Below are 13,903 nucleotides of genomic sequence, written 5' to 3' on the forward strand. Positions count from 1 at the left end.
CCGAATGATCGGGGACCGGTTTTTCTTTATCCTCTCAATACAGCCTGATATTTATCTTCCAGCGCTTTCAGCACTTGGTCGTGGACTTTTGTCACTTCTTCTTCTGTCAATGTCTGTTCAGGATTCAAATATTGCAGGCTGAAGGCGACGGACTTCTTGCCTTCTTCCATGTGCTCGCCTTCATAGACGTCAAAGACATGGACTTCTTTCAGCCATTTGCCGCCTGCTGTTTTGATGACGTCCTCAAGCTGGCCGGCCGTTGTTTGTTTGTCTACAACAAGCGCGATGTCCCTTGTAACAGAAGGATACTTCGGAATTGGTGTATACGTGATCTCCGGTACATCCAATCGGAGGAGCTCGTGCAGGTCCAGTTCAAACACATACGTGTCGCTCAGGTCCAGCTCTTTTTCAACTGACGGATGCAGCTGGCCGATGAAGCCGACTAATGAGCCGTTGTGCAAAATATTGGCTGTCCGCCCAGGATGAAGCTCTTTTCTTTCAGATTGAGCGAATTCGATGCCTTCGGTGATTCCGAGCTTTTCCAACAGACCTTCGACGATGCCTTTTACGACGAAGAAATCAACCGGCTTTTTCTCGCCCTGCCAGAGGTTTTTGTGCCACAGGCCTGTCACGGCTCCGGCGACGTGTTCTTTTTCGACCGGTTTCGTATGTTCTTCGGCTTTCAAGAAAACAGAACCGATTTCATAAAAAGCAGCTGAATCGGCCTGCCTTGCCAAGTTGTATGCAACCGAATCGAGCAGATTAGGGAGCAGGCTGTGCCTCAGCACGCTTCTTTCCTCGCTCATCGGCAGTGAAAGGATCGTTTTAAACGATTTTTCCAATGCGTAAGCCGTCGCTTTTTTATCGTTTGTTAATGAGTATGTGATCGCCTGGGAAAGCCCTGCTCCTTCCAGGAAGCGTCTTACTTTTCTGCGCTTGTCCTGATAAGGTGTCAGTCCGCCCGCAAAGCCTGTTACTTCCGGCAGTGTCGACGGAATGTTGTCATATCCGTACAGTCTTGCGACCTCTTCGATCAAATCTTCTTCAATCGCAATATCGCCTCTTCTTGACGGAACCGTCACGACCAGTTCACGTTCAGCGTCTTCAACTGCAAAGCCGAGCCTTTCAAAAATGTTGACCATTTCTTCTTTGCTGATGGACATGCCGAGAACCTTCGTCACTTTATCAACGGAAAGGCGGATGACATTCTCTTTGATGTCAAGATGGTTTTCTTCGACCGTACCTTCCAAGACGGTTCCTCCGGCATACCGGCTGATCAAATCTGCCGCGCGTTCTGCAGCGAGGCGCACCCGTGCAGGATCGATGCCTTTTTCAAAGCGGACGCTTGATTCGCTGCGAAGACCTAGGTCCTTTGATGCTTTGCGAACGGTCTGGCCGTTGAAATACGCCGCTTCCAGCAGCACTGTCGCAGTATCTTCGCGGACTTCTGATTCCGCTCCGCCCATTACGCCTGCGACAGCCTGCGGAGAAGAGCCGTTTGTGATGACAAGGTGCTCAGTGGTCAGCGTTCTTTCTTGTTCGTCGAGCGTCGTTATCGTTTCGTTCTCGTACGCTTTGCGGATGACGACCTCTTTTGAGCCGAAGCGGTCATAATCAAACGCGTGGAGCGGCTGGCCGTATTCGAGCAGCACAAAGTTCGTAATGTCGACGACATTGTTGTGCGGTCTGATGCCGGCGTTGATCAGCTTCGTCTGCATCCAAAGCGGCGACGGGCCGATTTTGACGTCTTTAATGATTTTCGCCGCGTATAAAGGATTGGCTTCTGTATCTTCAATTTTGACGGAAATATAGTCCGCCGCTTTTTCGGCGCCTGCCTGATAAGCCGTCTCAGGGAGCTTGACTTCGCGGCCGAGAATCGCAGCCACTTCATAGGCAACGCCGAGCATGTTCATGGCGTCGGCGCGGTTTGGCGTCAGTCCCAGTTCGAGAACCGCATCGTCGAGCGCCAGGCTTTGAAGGGCGTCCGCACCGGTTTCAGCATCGCCCGGGAAAACGAAGATGCCTTCCGCATATTCTTTCGGCACAAGCTTGCCTTGAATGCCAAGCTCCTGCAAAGAGCAGATCATGCCGTTAGACGCTTCCCCGCGGAGCTTAGCCTTTTTGATTTTAAAATCGCCGGGCAATACCGCGCCAACCGTGGCGACGGCTACTTTTTGCCCTTTGTCCACATTCGGAGCCCCGCAGATGATCTGGACAGGCTCTTCTTCGCCGATATCGACGAGGCATTTGTTTAATTTGTCGGCGTTCGGATGCTGTTCGCGCTCCAGCACATGTCCAATGACAACACCTTTAATTCCTTCTCCCTTATATTCGATGCCTTCCACTTCAATTCCGCTTCTTGTAATCTTTTCAGCGAGAATCTCGGGAGTCATCCCGTCTAAATTCACGTATTCTTGCAGCCATTTATATGAAACAAACATCACGCGTCCTCCTCTTTAAGCTTGTTTAAATTGAGATAAAAATCTGACATCGTTCGTATAGAAATGACGAATGTCGTCAATGCCGTACTTCAGCATTGCGATCCGTTCAACGCCCATCCCAAAAGCAAATCCCTGATATTGTTTGGAATCGAATCCGGCCATTTCGAGCACGTTCGGATGCACCATTCCGGCGCCGAGAATTTCGATCCAGCCCGTTTGTTTACAAACGGAGCAGCCTTTGCCTCCGCATTTAAAGCAGGAAACATCGACTTCGACAGACGGCTCTGTAAACGGGAAGAAGCTTGGACGCAGTCTGATTTCGCGCTCTTCGCCGAACATCTTTTTCGCGACCGTTTCCAGGGTTCCTTTTAAGTCGCTCATGCTGATATCACGGTCAACGCAGAGCCCTTCAATCTGCATAAACTGATGGGAATGTGTCGCATCATCGTTGTCGCGGCGGTACACTTTGCCGGGGCAGATGATTTTGACAGGGCCTTTGCCTTTATGTTTTTCCATCGTGCGCGTCTGAACAGGAGATGTCTGTGTTCTCATCAGCGTATCTTCCGTAATATAAAAGCTGTCTTGCATATCCCGGGCCGGGTGCTCTTTCGGAAGGTTGAGCGCTTCGAAGTTATAATAGTCGGTTTCCACTTCAGGCCCCTCTTCCACCGAATATCCCATGCTGATAAACAAGTCTTCGATTTCTTCAATAACGATCGTCAGCGGATGCCGCGCTCCTGTTTTCACAGGGCTTCCCGGAAGCGTCACGTCAATCGTCTGCTCTTTCAGCTTCCTTTTCACCTCTTCTTCCTCAAGGCGGGCATTTTTTTCGGCGATCGCCGCGGCGATTTTCTCTCTTACTTCGTTCGCCAAGGCCCCCATTTTCGGCCTTTCTTCAGCGGACAGCTTTCCCATTCCCCGAAGCACTTCTGTGATCGGTCCCTTTTTTCCCAGATACGCAACGCGGACATCGTTGACTTCTTTTAATGAACCAGCGGCTTCCACTTTTTCAACCGCTTCTTTTTCAAGCCGTTTCAGCTCTTCCTGCATCTTAAAAACTCCTCCTTTTATGTAGCAACCTGTTTTTTAGGCAATAAAAAAAGCCCCTTTTATAATGAAAGGGACGAATCGTGGCCGTGGTACCACCCTTTTTTAAAACAAAGCAAAAAAGCTTTGCTGCTTACTTCATTGGCATAACGGAATAAATCCGGTTCACCTTTACACATCCCTCGAGGGACGTGGTCCCGGTGACAACTCAAGAGGTGAAGCGTTTTTCCGGCCTGCCATAAAAATGCTTGCAGTCTCAGGCATTTTCTCCCTGAATGGCGGCATGTGAAAAAACGGAGCCTCTATCACTGTTTTTAAACATATTAAATTCATTATAGTGAATTACATGATCCTGTGCAACCGGTTATCCGCGGAGATGATAAAGAAGGACCGCGGCTGCGGCCGCCACATTGAGCGACTCCGCTTTTCCGTAGATCGGAACGTACAGATTTTGGTCGGTCTGTGCGAGGAGGGCCGGATCGACCCCAGATCCTTCGTTTCCGATCAATAGCGCAAACGACTGCGACGGCTCCGCTTCTCTAAATGGCACGGCACCCTGCAGCGCTGTGCCGTAAACCGGGACGCTTTTTCCCTTCAGCTCTTCAATCAGCTCTGAAAGCTCGCGTTTTAAAATCGGGATGTGAAAATGCGAGCCTTGAGCCGACCTGAGCGTTTTGGCATTGTAAGGGTCGACAGTCCCTTGTCCGATAACAACGGCATCGATCCCCGCCGCGTCTGCCGTCCGGATGATCGTCCCTAAATTGCCCGGGTCCTGCACAGCATCAGCTAGCAGCAGCTTTTCGTATTGAAAAGGTCCGCTTTCGGTCATTCGGCATACAGCGGCGACCGCCTGAGGTGTCTCCGTTTCGGCAATCGCTGAAAAAGCATCGGCGCTCAAAACATAGCGGGCAACAGACTCATCAATCATAGCCGGGAAGTCCGCTTCGTCTGCGACCATGATTTCTTTCACAACACCCGGTGTCTTCAGCGCTTCCTCAACGAGATGCTCGCCTTCTATTAAGAAAGTATTCGTTTTTGTCCGCTCTTTTTTTGCATGAAGTTTTTTCCAGTCCTTCACTTTTTGATTTTTGGCTGATTCAATTCGTTTCAAATCGTTTTGACTCCTTTTGTCTCGCAATAGTCACATTATATCTCATCAATGATACATAATAAACCCGAAAGCGAGGCAGAATATAGAAAAACAGATGATGAAATGGAGTGAAAAATGATGGATTTGAATTTGCGCCATGCCGTTATTGCCAATGTATCAGGGAACTCGCAAGAAGAGCTTGAACATACGATCGTCGATGCGATCCAAAGCGGTGAAGAAAAAATGCTTCCGGGATTGGGTGTGTTGTTCGAGGTCATCTGGCAGCACGCAACTGAATCAGACAAAACCGAAATGCTCGAGACATTGGAACAAGGATTAAAAGCGAAATAAACCGGCGGCCAAACGGCCCCGGTTTATTTGATCATCCAGGTATAGAAGGCTCCATCCGCAATGCCGGATCGCGCCAAATCTCCGTCCATTTTTTAATGGCTGCAGCCATGATCACAAGTCCCAACACAAGCATAATGATCGATAAAATGCCGTTTAAAACGCTGAAACCGGCAGCTTCCGCATTAAAATAAACGTTTTTGATCATCCAGTATCCCGCATAGTTGACCGTCACATACAAATAAGCGAGCGGAATGAGACATGTCAGCATATAACGCCGTTTGTCCGCAATTTTTAAAATGACCGTCGCTCCGATAATTAAACCGACGGATGCCATCAGCTGGTTGGATACGCCAAACAGCGCCCAAATCGAGCTGATATCGCCTGAGTACAGCAAATATCCCCACATGAAACAGGCAAGGGCGCTCGCTGCGACCGAACCCGGAAGCCAGTCCGTTTTTTTCAGCGGTTTGTACACTTCCCCGAAAAAGTCTTGAATCAAATAACGCGCCACCCTTGTACCGGCATCGATCGCCGTTAAAATAAAGACAGCTTCAAACATGATGACAAATTGGAAAAAGTAAGAGGCCAAATGGCTGAAAAACGGAATATCCGTGAAAATATAAGCCATGCCGACGGCAAGGGTAACAGCTCCGCCTGTTCTTCCTTCAAGATCGAGACCGATTTCGCGGCTGAGTTCAGGCAGATGGACGACATTCATGCCAAGCGTCCGAAAGACTTCTGGCGAACTGTTGATGGCAAAATAATCGCCCGGCTGCAACGCCGTTGCCGCGATTAAAGCCATGATGCCGACAAGACACTCAACGAGCATCGCTCCGAAGCCGACGAATTTCATGTCGCTCCACTTGTCAAGCATCTTCGGCGTCGTGCCTGAACCGACAAACGCATGGAAACCGGAAATCGCACCGCAGGCGATCGTAATTGAAATGAACGGCCAGACCGGACCAGGCGAAACAGGTCCCCCTCCGCCCGTGAACTCGGTAAACGCCGGAAACGGAATCGCCGGATTGACAACGAAAACCCCGGCAATCAAAGCGATAAACACCCCGATTTTCATAAAGCTGCTCAAATAATCGCGCGGTGCGAGCAGCAGCCATACAGGCAGCGCCGCTGCAAAAAATGCATAGACAGGAAGTGCGACAGCAAGCGTTTTCGTATCGAGCGTCAAGGCGTCTCCAAGCGGCGTCTCTGCAATGGAGGGCCCGATGAAGACACCGGCCATCAGCAAAATAAATCCGCCGGTAGACGCTAATTTTAAGTTGCCTGTCTTTTTATAAAATAAGCCGACCCCCATCGCGATCGGAATTGTAATCGCAACGGCGAACGTCCCCCACGGATTGCGTTCAAGCGCATGAAGCACAACCATCGACAGCCCCGCCATCGTGATTGTAATAATAAACAGCATCGCAAGCCCCGTGCAAAATCCCGCAACAGGCCCGAGCTCTTCTTTCGCCACTTCTGAAAGCGACTTTCCCTTCCTCCGCATCGACGCAAATAGAACAACAATATCATGCACGGCGCCCCCGATGACCGCTCCGATCAGGAGCCACAACAGCCCCGGCAAGTAGCCGAACTGCGCCGCCAAGATCGGCCCGACAAGCGGCCCCGCGGCTGCGATGGCCGCAAAGTGGTGGCCGAAAGACACCCATTTGTTCGTCGGCACATAATCTTTGCCGTCTTTCTGAAGATGGGCAGGAGTCGGCTTGTCGTCATCAACCTTCAACACTTTCACCATCATAAATGTTCCGTACAAACGATAGGCGATCGCCAAAATACAGATGGAAGCGATCACAATTGTTATTGCATTCATCCAATTCCTCCCCCCCTTTGTCTCTTTTTTAACATAGCTCATATTTTTTGTAAGCGCAATCATCTTTTGCGCGTTTTTTCAGTCCCGATAATTAAAACATAGTTGACTAATAGGAATAATAAGAATAAAATAGACACAAGCTTCATCTGCTGCCTTTTTTAAGGCGTAATTGGCGGGTATCATCGGATATCCGCCTTTTTTCTGTCAGCATAACGGAACGATAAAAAAATGAACGGCCATCACTAGACAAAAAGCGGCGGTCCCCGCGATTCGATTGACATTTGTTTTGACAAGCGAAGCTGAGAAATGGTGGGACAGCGAAAAAAACAAAATGGTGCCGATCAAGATGACGCCCGCCTCTAAAAGTGAGTGATTAAGAAACCGGGGCCGGTCAAGGATCGCCGTGATAAACAGAAGCCAAAGGTATGCTAAAAATGCGTACATCAAAAAACAGTACGCAGCCGAAAAAAACGTCTTCATAAATCCTCCTCCCGTTTTAACTTATTCTTCGGCATATTTGCTGAAGCCTTTTTTTCATCTGAAAAAACCGGCCTCTTCGGGCCGGTTTTTCAATCATTGTTTCTTCATTCTGATCACATTCCAGGAAAGCTTCGGAAGGTGAGCCGTCAGCCTGCCGTCACATACTTTGGCGTCTCCGCCGCTGTGCGGAACGACGTTGTTGCGGTCTTTTTCATTCGTCGCTTTATGATCTTCGTGTTCCAGAACGATGTGCTCAGAGACACTGTACCCTTCAAAGCTTCTCATATCGGCTTCCATTTCAAGGCCGGCGTCTGTTGCGCGGTTGACGGCAAAAACGGTTAATTCCTCGGCTTCTTCATTGAAAACAGACACGGACTCCAAGTACGGCACATCCGTAAAGTCTTTCGCATCATACTTTGGAGACGATACCGCCGTCTGCAGTACCGTTCCTCTGCCGTAGACGGAAGCGTGCATAAACGGATAGAAAATGGTCTGACGCCATGCTTCTCCCCCTTTGTCTGTCATAATCGGCGCGATGACATTGACAAGCTGAGCCAGACAGGCGATTTTCACGCGGTCGGCATGCTTGAGCATCGTAATCAGCATACAGCCGACGAGAAGCGCATCCTCAAAGTTGTAGATGTCTTCAAGAAGGTGCGGCGCTTTCGCCCAGCGTTCAGCTTCTTTGTCTTTTTCATTCGAGTGATACCAGACATTCCACTCATCATATGAAAGGTGAATCGTTTTCTTGCTTTTCTTTTTCGCTTTCATATAGTCGCAGACTGAGATGACCGTTTTGATAAAGTGATCCATGTCTAGCGATCTCGCCAAATAGTTTGGAAGATCATTGTCGCGGTTGCCGTAATACGAGTGAAGCGAGATGTACTCGACGTGTTCGTACGTATGGTCAAGCACGGTCGTTTCCCAGTCGATGAATGTCGGCATTCCGCTTCCCGAACTTCCGCAGGCGACAAGCTCGATCGACGGGTCCGTCCATTTCATCACCTTCGCGGCTTCAGCAGCAAGTCTTCCGTATTCGGCCGCTGTTTTATGGCCGATTTGCCATGGACCGTCCATTTCATTGCCGAGGCACCATGTTTTAATTTTATGCGGTTCCTTATATCCGTGGGATTTTCTCAAGTCGCTGTAGTACGATCCTGACGGATGGTTGCAATATTCTACTAGGTTGCGTGCGGCATCAATTCCTCTCGTTCCGAGGTTGACGGCCATATTCACCTCTGCCCCGACAAGCTTTGCCCAATCCATAAATTCGTTCGTACCGATTAAGTTCGGCTCGGTTGTCGCCCACGCCAAATCAAGTCTTGTCGGCCGCTGTTCGACAGGTCCGACTCCATCCTCCCAGTTATATCCAGATACAAAGTTTCCGCCGGGATACCTGATAAACGGCACCTTTAGTTCTCTGACTAGTTTAATGACATCTTTCCGAAAGCCTGATTCGTCAGCTTCAGGATGATCAGGCTCATAAATGCCTTCATAAACGGCTCTGCCGAGATGCTCGATAAAGGAGCCGTAAATTCGCTTATCAATCTCTGCCACCTTATATTCCTTGTCAATCGTCATCTTCGCTTTGTGTACAGTCATGTTAAATCATTCCTTTCAAGATGATATATAGTGGATCAGCCTTTGATTCCGCCCGCCGTCAAACCTGATATAAAGTACTTCTGGAAGAACAGGAAGATGAGAATCACGGGCAGAATCGCCAGCACAGAACCCGAAATCAACATGTCATAATTGTTCCCGTACGGACTGAGCAAAGCGGACAGTCCGATTGGGAGCGTAAACATTTCTTTCGATCGCAAAACGATCAGCGGCCATAAGAAGTTGTTCCAGCTGTTTAAGGATTGAAGAATGATCATCGCTCCAAATGCCGGCTTCATCAAGGGCGCCATGATCCTGAAGTAAATGCCGAACTCTGTGCAGCCGTCCATTCTCGCGGAATCAAGCAAATCTCTCGGCAGGCCGAGCGCATACTGTCTGAAGAAAAACACGGCTACAGGCGAGACGATAAACGGCAGGATCACACCGGCGTATGTGTCGACAATATGAAGAGAAACCGTCATTTTAAATAAAGGCAGCATGAGAATTTCGATCGGCACCATCATGATCAGGAGCACGGCTACGAACAAGAGATTTTTTCCTTTAAAGTCGTAGACGGCAAGCCCGTATCCGACCATTGAAGAAAACAAGAGCGTCAGCACGGTGGATATCACCACGAGAATCAAGCTGTTCGAAAACCATTGAAAATAAATGCTGCCTCCGTTAAACAAGTAAGTGTAATTGTCAAGGCTCAGGATTTCAGGGCTCAGCTTTAAATTCAGGCCGAAGCGCAGCAATTCCGAAGATGGCTTGAGCGAGCCGAGTACAAGGCAGAAGAGCGGAAACACAAACAAAAAGCTTAATATCGCAAACAGCAGAAACAGAGCTGCTTTCGCAATGTTGAGGCCTCCGGCAGGACGCATTAATAGCCCTCCTTTTTAAAAGATCCAGACAGCTTTAATGAAATGAGGCTGCAGATGAAAATGATGATCAAGAGCACGATGCCGAGCGCCGATCCGTAGCCCATGTTGTTATAGGCAAGCCCCTGCTGATAAATGTATCCGACCATCGTCAGGCCGATGTTGCCCGGAGAGTTGTTCTGCCACAGCACGTAGCTTTCTTCAAACATCCGGAAGCCGCCGATGATGCTGATCGTCAGCACGTAGACGCTGACGGGCTTTAAAAACGGAAGCGTAATATGGTAAAACTTCTTGAACGTGCCTGCCCCGTCGATTTCGGCAGCTTCATACAATTCTTTCGGAACGTTCTGCAAGCCCGCCAAAAAGTACAGGACATTGATCCCCATCCATCTCCAAGATGCGAGCATCACCATTAAAAACATGCCGGTATGTTCATTGTTCAGCCAGTTGTACGGCGAACCTCCGAGCTTAGCCAATATCGAATTCGCCAGGGATGTATCCATTTCTCCAAAAATCAGCCTGAAAATAATCCCCGCCACAATGGTTGAAGTCAGAGCCGGGATGAATAAAGCCGATTTGAACACGTTTTTAACCTTTACGAGTTTAGAATCTAAAAAGACTGCCAGAATAAGAGGAACAGGTATTAAAATCAGCAATGTCCAAAAGGTGTATTTTACGGTGTTGAATAGTGCGGTATAAAATGTAGGATTGTTTAATGCTTTATAGTTCTCCGTCCCGATGAAGCGGACTTCCCCGGGGAGAATGCTTTGAAAACTCATGATGACGACGCTGATAAGCGGATAAAGAAAAAATATGCAAAAGGAGAGTACAAAAGGTGCTGTAAAAATGTAGGGTGCGGCTTTTGCTGAATATAATAAACGTCTGATCTTTCTTTTTCTGCTCACCGGCGGAAACGAATGCACTGTATCTGTTTTAACAGTCTTCAAGTTATCGCCTCGCTTTACAGTAATGAAAGACTATTGCCCTTTCACTTCAGCTGCTGCTTTGTCCAATGCTTCTTTCGGTGTTTTGCTCTTCGTTTTGAGCGCTTCGTACAGTATGTTTCTGTTGACGAGATCGGAAGTCTTCGCATAATCCTCAGTAAGGTAAAGCGGATTGATCTCATCCTTTATGTCAAGAAGCACGGAAAAGATGTGTTGTCCGTTTTGAAAGTATTCTGTATATTGATTTGGTTTTTTCAATTCGTCCGAGTCCCACACATCCCATCTGAGCGGATCGAACCCGAGCACGGTCCACAGCTTGATGTTGCCTTCTTTTGACGCTTTGGCAAATTTCAAGAAATCCTTGGCCAGATCGACCTGTTTCGCCTGTTTTGGAATCACGGTGGCCGTTCCGCCCATTCCCGCTGAGCGGTCTCCCCCTTCTTCCCATGCCGGCAGCGGTCTGATCGCGATTTTCCCTTTCAAGTCAGGCATATAATCCAAAAAACGGCCCATATACCAGATCGGCATTAAGACAGACGCCGCGCCGCCTTGGTTCATAAATCCGTAATACTCTTCACTGTGATGATTGCCTCCGGGCGTTGTGACGGCAATTTTGTCTTTCTCAATTAAAGTCTTTAAAAATTCGAGCGTTTTCACGTTTGTCTCATTGTTTAATGTCAACCGCCCCTGCTCATCAAAGTAACCGGATCCCTGCTGGGAAACCAGCGGCAGAAATGAATTCGGGTCGGTCGTTTCAATCGTCGTCATCGGCTTTCCGAGAGCTTTGACGACCTTTTTGCCCGCTTCCCTGTAATCTTCCCATGTTTTGATGTCGTCCGGATCAACGCCTGCTTTATTCATCATTTCCATGTTGTAATACATCACGGTTGTTCCGACATGTGTGTCAAGTCCGTAAAGCTTGCCGTTCTTGCTGTAGAGCGTCAGCCTCGCTTCAACAAACTTGTCGCGTTCGTCCTCCACAAGCGGCGTTAAATCGGTAAGAGGAATGTCAGAGCCCTTCAAAAAGTTCGAATAGCGCCCCAGCTCAACATCGGCAATATCTGGAACCCCTTTCCCGGCTAAAAGCGAGATAGATAAATTGTCATGCATCTGTCCATACGGATACACCACTGTATTTAATTTGATTTTTCGCTCGGGATACTTTTTGTTCCATTCTTTCACCATCTCAGCATAAAACTGTTCATGAAGGCCGTTGAATGTCCAAAATGTCAGTTCGGTGCCGTCCGCTTGATCGGAGGCAGGACTCGCCTTGCACCCCGATAAAAGCAAACATACAGCGACCGTGACCATAAAGATAGATGAAAGGAACCTTTTCACATTTTAACCCCCTTTCACGCCTGGTCCTTTGCCTAAAAGCCCCGGCAAAAGGCCGTATTGATTGATGATTTTCAGTCCCGTATACCGGTCTCTGAGCTGATGGGCGTATGCGAGCGCTTCTCTCACCAGCTCTTCTTCAACATCGAGTTCTTTGAATGATACAGGCCCGCCGATACGCCTCATCCACTCTGCCATTTTCTTACCGTCAGGGAGCTTTTCATAAACGGAGCGAATCGCTTGCTCAGCGTGTTGATCACCCAGGCTTGCACCGATAAGAGATCGGTAAATGTCAGTCAGCATAATCGCGCTGCAGCCGACTTTAGCACCGTGGAGCACTTGCCGCTTATTGTTCTCCAGCGCTTTCATTTCAAGGTAGTGGGAAAGATGGTGCTCGCCGCCGGAAGCCGGCCTTGAATGGTCGAGAACCAGCATGACTAGGCCAGAAAGGATCAGCGATTCCATCAATTTCTCAATCCCATCCCGCATCTTGGCGGCGATGTCATCTTTTCGGTCAAGACATTGATCAAGCGCTTCCCTCGTGAGCCGGCTGGCGGCCGGACAATACGGCTCGCCGGCAAGCAAGCGGGAAATCTCCCAATCCGCAAGCGACGTCACCTTGCCGAGCATATCGCCAAAACCTGCGGCTACCATGTTCTGCGGCGCTTGACACAAGAGCTCCAAATCGGCAAAAAGCGCGATCGGCGCTGTCGTTTGAACCGTCTGTTTCTTTCCTTTTAAAATCAGCGGTGCGCCGGCTGAAGTAAAACCGTCAACCGACGGAGCCGTAGGAACTGAAATAAACGGAATGCCGCGCTGATAGGCGCAAAACCTGACGATGTCGTGAATCGTGCCCGCTCCGGCCGCAATTAGTACATCCGCATCAATCGGTACACCGATCAATGCACTCACCAATGTTTGCTCATCCGCCGTCACATCGCCCGCTTCATTAGCTTCCAGCAGCACCGGAACCGTTTCAGCCGTTTCCTCAAGAAGAGAGGCAATCCGCTTGCCGGCTAACCGTCCGGTTGTTTCATCATAAATGACAGCGGCTTTTTTATAGGAAGCCGATTTCACGAAAGCGGGCAGCTCTTGCTCAACAGCATTGTCGCCGATCGCGATTTTTTCGACTGTAAGCGGGTGGTGGACGGTTCCGCATTCGCATGCGCCCAAAGTTTTTTTCACATAAGAGATCAAGTCATTCATTGGCAGCTTCCCTCCTCTATTGGCCGTAATAGGCGTCTGCCCCGTGCTTTCGAAAATAATGCTTATCCTGCAAAGCGCTCTTAATCCGCTTAAGAGACGGATTCAGCATCAGGGAGCGGTACGCCATCTTGGCGACTTCTTCCAGGACGACGGCATTGTGTACGGCAGTTAAGGCGTCTTTTCCCCAGCAAAACGGCCCGTGATTGTTCACGAGAACGGCGGGCACCTCCAGGGGGTCAAGATGCCGGAACGTCTCTACAATCACTTTTCCTGTATTCAGCTCGTATTGACTCCTGATTTCATCGGGATCCATTTCCCGTGTACACGGAATGTCGCCGTGGTAGTAGTCGGCATGAGTCGTTCCGAGCGACGGAATGTCCTTCCCTGACTGAGCCCAGCTTGTCGCCCACGGGGAATGCGTATGGACGATCCCGCCGATCGATTGAAACTGCCGGTAAAGATAGAGGTGTGTCGGCGTATCGGAAGATGGCTTCAGATCCCCTTCCACAATCTCGCCGTCCATATTCAGAACCACTAAATCTTCGGCTTTCAAATCGCTGTATTTGACACCGCTCGGCTTGATGACGACCAGCTTATTCTCCCGGTCAATACCGCTGACATTTCCCCATGTAAAGGTGACAAGCCGGTATTCTTCAAGCTGCAAATTCGCTTTTAATGCTTGTTCTTTCAAAGATTCCAGCACA

12 protein-coding genes are annotated in these 13,903 nt (G+C 49.1%); 1 reads left to right on the forward strand and 11 read right to left on the reverse strand.

Translation table 11 applies throughout. The features are described 5' to 3' along the window. Positions 1–26: 26 nt before the first annotated feature. The 3 genes from pheT to MKY62_RS15055 form a co-directional block, all read right to left on the reverse strand. Positions 27–2,441, reverse strand: a complete 2,415-nt coding sequence (pheT, locus tag MKY62_RS15045; RefSeq protein ID WP_003184226.1) for a phenylalanine--tRNA ligase subunit beta — start codon at positions 2,439–2,441, stop codon at positions 27–29. A gap of 15 nt (positions 2,442–2,456) precedes the next feature. Next, the gene (gene pheS / locus MKY62_RS15050) at positions 2,457–3,491 is read right to left on the reverse strand and encodes a phenylalanine--tRNA ligase subunit alpha (RefSeq protein ID WP_003184229.1); all 1,035 of its coding nucleotides are present in this window, start codon (positions 3,489–3,491) and stop codon (positions 2,457–2,459) included. 361 nt (positions 3,492–3,852) lie between these two features. Further along, on the reverse strand, positions 3,853–4,599 hold the full coding sequence (locus MKY62_RS15055; RefSeq protein WP_339613780.1) for an RNA methyltransferase: 747 nt from the start codon (positions 4,597–4,599) through the stop codon (positions 3,853–3,855). A 117-nt stretch (positions 4,600–4,716) separates the two neighbouring features. On the opposite strand from MKY62_RS15055, the gene sspI reads away from it, so the two are divergent. After that, a complete protein-coding gene (gene sspI, locus MKY62_RS15060) occupies positions 4,717–4,929 on the forward strand; it encodes a small acid-soluble spore protein SspI (RefSeq protein WP_011198181.1) in 213 nt (70 codons plus the stop codon). 31 nt (positions 4,930–4,960) lie between these two features. On the opposite strand, the gene cstA is transcribed toward sspI, so the two are convergent. The 8 genes from cstA to araD all read right to left on the reverse strand — a co-directional run bounded on the left by cstA (position 4,961) and on the right by araD (position 13,902). After that, positions 4,961–6,757, reverse strand: a complete 1,797-nt coding sequence (cstA, locus tag MKY62_RS15065; protein WP_003184236.1) for a carbon starvation protein CstA — start codon at positions 6,755–6,757, stop codon at positions 4,961–4,963. A 204-nt stretch (positions 6,758–6,961) separates the two neighbouring features. After that, positions 6,962–7,237 (reverse strand): hypothetical protein, encoded by a 276-nt coding sequence (locus tag MKY62_RS15070; RefSeq protein WP_003184237.1) that lies wholly within the window; start codon positions 7,235–7,237, stop codon positions 6,962–6,964. A gap of 93 nt (positions 7,238–7,330) precedes the next feature. Continuing rightward, positions 7,331–8,839: an alpha-N-arabinofuranosidase gene (locus tag MKY62_RS15075; protein ID WP_003184245.1), complete on the reverse strand. Its 1,509-nt coding sequence runs from the start codon at positions 8,837–8,839 to the stop codon at positions 7,331–7,333. A gap of 35 nt (positions 8,840–8,874) precedes the next feature. Further along, positions 8,875–9,717: a carbohydrate ABC transporter permease gene (locus MKY62_RS15080; protein WP_003184247.1), complete on the reverse strand. Its 843-nt coding sequence runs from the start codon at positions 9,715–9,717 to the stop codon at positions 8,875–8,877. Then, on the reverse strand, positions 9,717–10,661 hold the full coding sequence (locus MKY62_RS15085) for a sugar ABC transporter permease (protein ID WP_003184249.1): 945 nt from the start codon (positions 10,659–10,661) through the stop codon (positions 9,717–9,719). Before MKY62_RS15085 ends, MKY62_RS15080 begins: the two co-directional genes overlap by 1 nt. A gap of 30 nt (positions 10,662–10,691) precedes the next feature. Then, a complete protein-coding gene (locus MKY62_RS15090; protein ID WP_061576903.1) occupies positions 10,692–11,969 on the reverse strand; it encodes an ABC transporter substrate-binding protein in 1,278 nt (425 codons plus the stop codon). A 30-nt stretch (positions 11,970–11,999) separates the two neighbouring features. Then, positions 12,000–13,199 carry a sn-glycerol-1-phosphate dehydrogenase gene (locus MKY62_RS15095; protein WP_003184251.1) on the reverse strand — a complete coding sequence of 400 codons (1,200 nt, stop codon included), beginning with the start codon at positions 13,197–13,199 and terminating at the stop codon, positions 12,000–12,002. A gap of 16 nt (positions 13,200–13,215) precedes the next feature. Continuing rightward, a complete protein-coding gene (gene araD, locus MKY62_RS15100; protein WP_003184252.1) occupies positions 13,216–13,902 on the reverse strand; it encodes an L-ribulose-5-phosphate 4-epimerase in 687 nt (228 codons plus the stop codon). Position 13,903: the final 1 nt, after the last annotated feature.

It is taken from the genome of Bacillus sp. FSL R7-0646, from assembly GCF_037969865.1.
In the GTDB taxonomy this organism is placed as follows: Bacteria; Bacillota; Bacilli; order Bacillales; family Bacillaceae; genus Bacillus; species Bacillus licheniformis.